Origin of the sequence: Endozoicomonas sp. YOMI1 (assembly GCF_024606345.1) — a bacterium.
Taxonomy (GTDB): domain Bacteria; phylum Pseudomonadota; class Gammaproteobacteria; order Pseudomonadales; family Endozoicomonadaceae; genus Endozoicomonas.
In genome coordinates this window covers 1-3529 of record NZ_JAHHPM010000300.1, presented here as the reverse complement: position 1 = coordinate 3529, position 3529 = coordinate 1, and the positions used below count along the sequence as shown (strand labels likewise).

Here is a 3529-nt window from a genome sequence, read left to right as displayed (position 1 = left end):
GCCCGTCTAGGCGACCCCGTAGCGAGGATTGCGAGAAATTGAGGATAAAAATTTCATGGGGGACGGCGGTGGGGTCACAAGTCGGCTTTTATGCCCTGTGGGTGCGCATGCGAACCGACCTGCTTCGGGGAGCTTTCCTCAGGGTTTCGCGACAGCCTCGCTCTGCGTGGGAACGAGGCGCAGGCGTTTTCTACGGCGTTGTTTTCATTGGCTTGAGCGCTGCAGTCTTCTTTTCTTCTGGTTTAACGGCGGTAACTGCGTTAATGTGCATCCCTTTTAATACGTTCAACGCCTGATTTAACTGATAATCCTGGGCCAGCAACTCAGCTATCTCTTTCTCTGCCTTACTGGCTCCGGCTTTCTTACTGTTGGATACATCATCTTTATTACCATTGCTGAGATGTCGCTGTAAATCAGCTTCCTTATACTGCTGAGGAGCATCAATCGGGGTTACCCTGGCACGCCGGACCACTATATCCGGTTTAATCCCTTCGGCCTGGATGGATCGACCATTGGGCGTATAATACAAGGCAGTGGTCAGTTTTAATCCCTTGGCTGAATCAACACTCAACGGTAATACGGTTTGCACCGACCCCTTGCCAAAAGACTCGGTTCCCATCAGCACAGCACGCCTATGGTCCTGCAGGGCACCGGCAACAATTTCGGAAGCAGAGGCAGAACCGCCATTGATTAACACCACCAATGGGACTCCCTCTGACGGGTCATCAACAGATGCGCTAAACCTCAACTCAGAGTTTGGAATACGCCCTTCGGTATAAACAATCAACCCTTCGCTGATAAAGGCATCAGTAACGCCAACCGCAGCCTGCAACACCCCACCCGGATTGTTGCGCAGGTCAAGAACCAACCCGTTAAGCTTACCGTCTTTTTGTGCTTTCTTGAGTTCTTTTAAGGTATCCACCAGCTCATGGCCGGTATCCGCCTGAAACTGACTGACACGAATATAGCCATAACCCGGCTCAAGATGCTTGGCCTTGACACTCTGGACTCTGATAACCGCACGCTCCAGGGCAATCTCAAGCGGCTTTTCCACACCCTCACGGACAATCGTCAGCTTGATAGGGGTGCCTGCTTTACCACGCATCTTATCAACCGACTCTCCCAGGCTCATTCCCTTAACCGACACATCATCCAGCTTGATAATCAAATCCCCTGCCTGAATGCCGGCTTTGGAGGCTGGTGTATCGTCAATGGGGCTCACCACCTTGATAAAGCCATCTTCCATGCCCACTTCAATACCCAGACCACCAAACTCTCCGGAAGTATTTTCTTCCAGCTCCTTGAAGTCATCAGGTTTCAGATAAGCAGAATGAGGATCAAGCCCGCTGAGCATTCCCTGAATGGCATTTTCCAGCAACGTCCTGTCATCGACTTCCTCAACATAGGCTTTTTTAATGCGTTCCATGACTTCGGTAAATGCCCGAAGTTCATCAAGAGGCAGCTTTCCTTTCGGCTGCTCGCCATGCCCGGTGTCATGAGCTACTGGAAATTGGCTGTTAATTTCAGCGGCAGGCGCCTTTGGGGTCTGTTCTTCCTGAACAGCCGTATCAGCCCAGCCAGTGAATGCCAGTCCGGTAGCCAGCACCAGGGCCGATGCCTTGATAAGCCGGTTAAGGTTAAAAATCAAATTCATGAATGCTCCCGGGCATTATTTTAATTCAGTGAAGTATAGAAATTACTTATCGGTATCACCGTTTGAAACTACACTGATGTCGGGATGCTCTCAGATAGTGGTACATGGTTTCAATGTACTGGACTCCCTTCCTCACTTCCGGCCAAGCCATAAAGATGGGTTCTGGGGTTTGCCCTTCAGTCGCACCTCAAAATAAACCCCCTCGGTCTGCTGCCCACCACTCTGACCACTCAATGCCAGTGGCTCACCCGCCAGCACGGTATCACCTTCCTGCCTGAGAATAGCGTCATTGTGAGCGTACAGCGTCAGGAAATTATCGCCATGGTCAACAATCGCCAAAAGGCCATAACTGCTCAGCCAATCGGCAAAGATAACCTGGCCATCATGCACGGCATTAACCGTCGTTCCCGAGGTTGCGGCAATGAACATGCCCTGCCAGCGCATGCGTGTTTCCGGATTCTGATCGTTGAACTTAAACAACACACGTCCTTTCACCGGCCATAACAGCGTGCCTTTACGACTGTTGAAAGACTGGCTGTTGCCGAGCTGCCGACTGATAATACTGGCCAGCACCTTATCCAGTTTCTCCCGCTCCTGTTCCAGCTGTTTAAGCGCCTTTCCTCCCTTTCGATAACGACTTGCCAACTCACTCAACCGCTGTTTACGTTCAGACTGCTGTTTGACCAGAGACTGCTTTTTCCGGTCAATCACCGCTTTTTCCTGATTCAGTCGGGTAATGAGGGTTTGCCGGTCATGTTCCACAGATTTCAGTTCCGCAAGGGTTTTCTCATACTCCCGGATGGACTGAAGTTGTGCCTTTTGAAAGTAATCAAGATAAACCAGTTGTCGGGAAACACTGTCCGGATCTTCCTGGTTCAGCAATAGCTTGATGCGGCTATCTCCCAGACTCGTATAAAGCGATTGCAGACTCCGGGCAACCTGAACCTTCTGCTGTTCACTCTTTGCCGTCAGTAGCTGCTGACGGCTCTGGAGCTTTTTTATTTCGCCCTGCCCCTCCTTAAGGCGAGCTTCCAGAGTAATGATATCCGTGTTCAGTTGTTGAATGGCCCTGTCGTTCTTCTGAACCTGTTTCTGGGCAGAAGTTCGTGCCTCATTGAGGGATTCCAACAGCTCTTTCGCATGCTGGATATCACTTTCAATGGCTTTGATTTCTGCCTCGGTTGCCACCTGCTCATTACTGATACCCAACTGGGGAATGATTGAGCAGGCAGCAAACAACAGTGCTGTGAACATTCTTTTATATTTGCCCGGGAGCAGCGAATTGAAAAGCGTCATGGGAGGAGTCTTTGGCTATTGGCTAGAACCCTATCAGTATGCCTGCAATTAAAGATCAGATATAGATAAGGATAAGATGACACTCAATTCAATGAATGTCATAGGCAGTTGCTGTTCAGGGATTGGCCTCCCAGTGCAGCCAAGCTCTGATATATATACTCAGGCGACTCTTTCCCACGGTCCCCGTGGGAATTCATGCCGAACCTCTCTGCAAATGTTGAACCTCCATAAACTCTCATGATTCCGGGCAGAAACAGGTTGTTCCACATCCTGCAAGCCCCGGCATGCATTCCCACGCAGAGCATGGGAACGAGGGAGGGGTGCGCTGTATGGATATTAACGCTTTTCTACACTAGTACTTCGTTTTTCTCCACTTGAAAGGTTATTATCCGGTCTATCCTGATACCTCCAAATCAACCAATCCTGGAGATTATCGTGGCAATCAAATATCACGTCCGTCTGACCGAGGAAGAAAGAATCATACTCGACAACCTTGTTAAGCAAGAGAAACCTCGTGTAGCTCAGTATAAAAAACGTAACGCACAAATTCTGCTGGCAATTGATGAAAATAAAAATCCA

General features: G+C 49.6%; 2 protein-coding genes. Both read right to left on the bottom strand.

Annotated features, from left to right (window positions below; all coding sequences use genetic code 11):
* Positions 1 to 190: 190 nt before the first annotated feature.
* On the bottom strand, positions 191 to 1654 hold the full coding sequence (locus KDK15_RS10655; protein WP_257295341.1) for a S41 family peptidase: 1464 nt from the start codon (positions 1652 to 1654) through the stop codon (positions 191 to 193).
* Positions 1655 to 1786: 132 nt separating this feature from the next.
* The gene (locus KDK15_RS10650; RefSeq protein ID WP_257295340.1) at positions 1787 to 2950 is read right to left on the bottom strand and encodes a peptidoglycan DD-metalloendopeptidase family protein; all 1164 of its coding nucleotides are present in this window, start codon (positions 2948 to 2950) and stop codon (positions 1787 to 1789) included.
* Between the last annotated feature and the right edge of the window lie 579 nt (positions 2951 to 3529).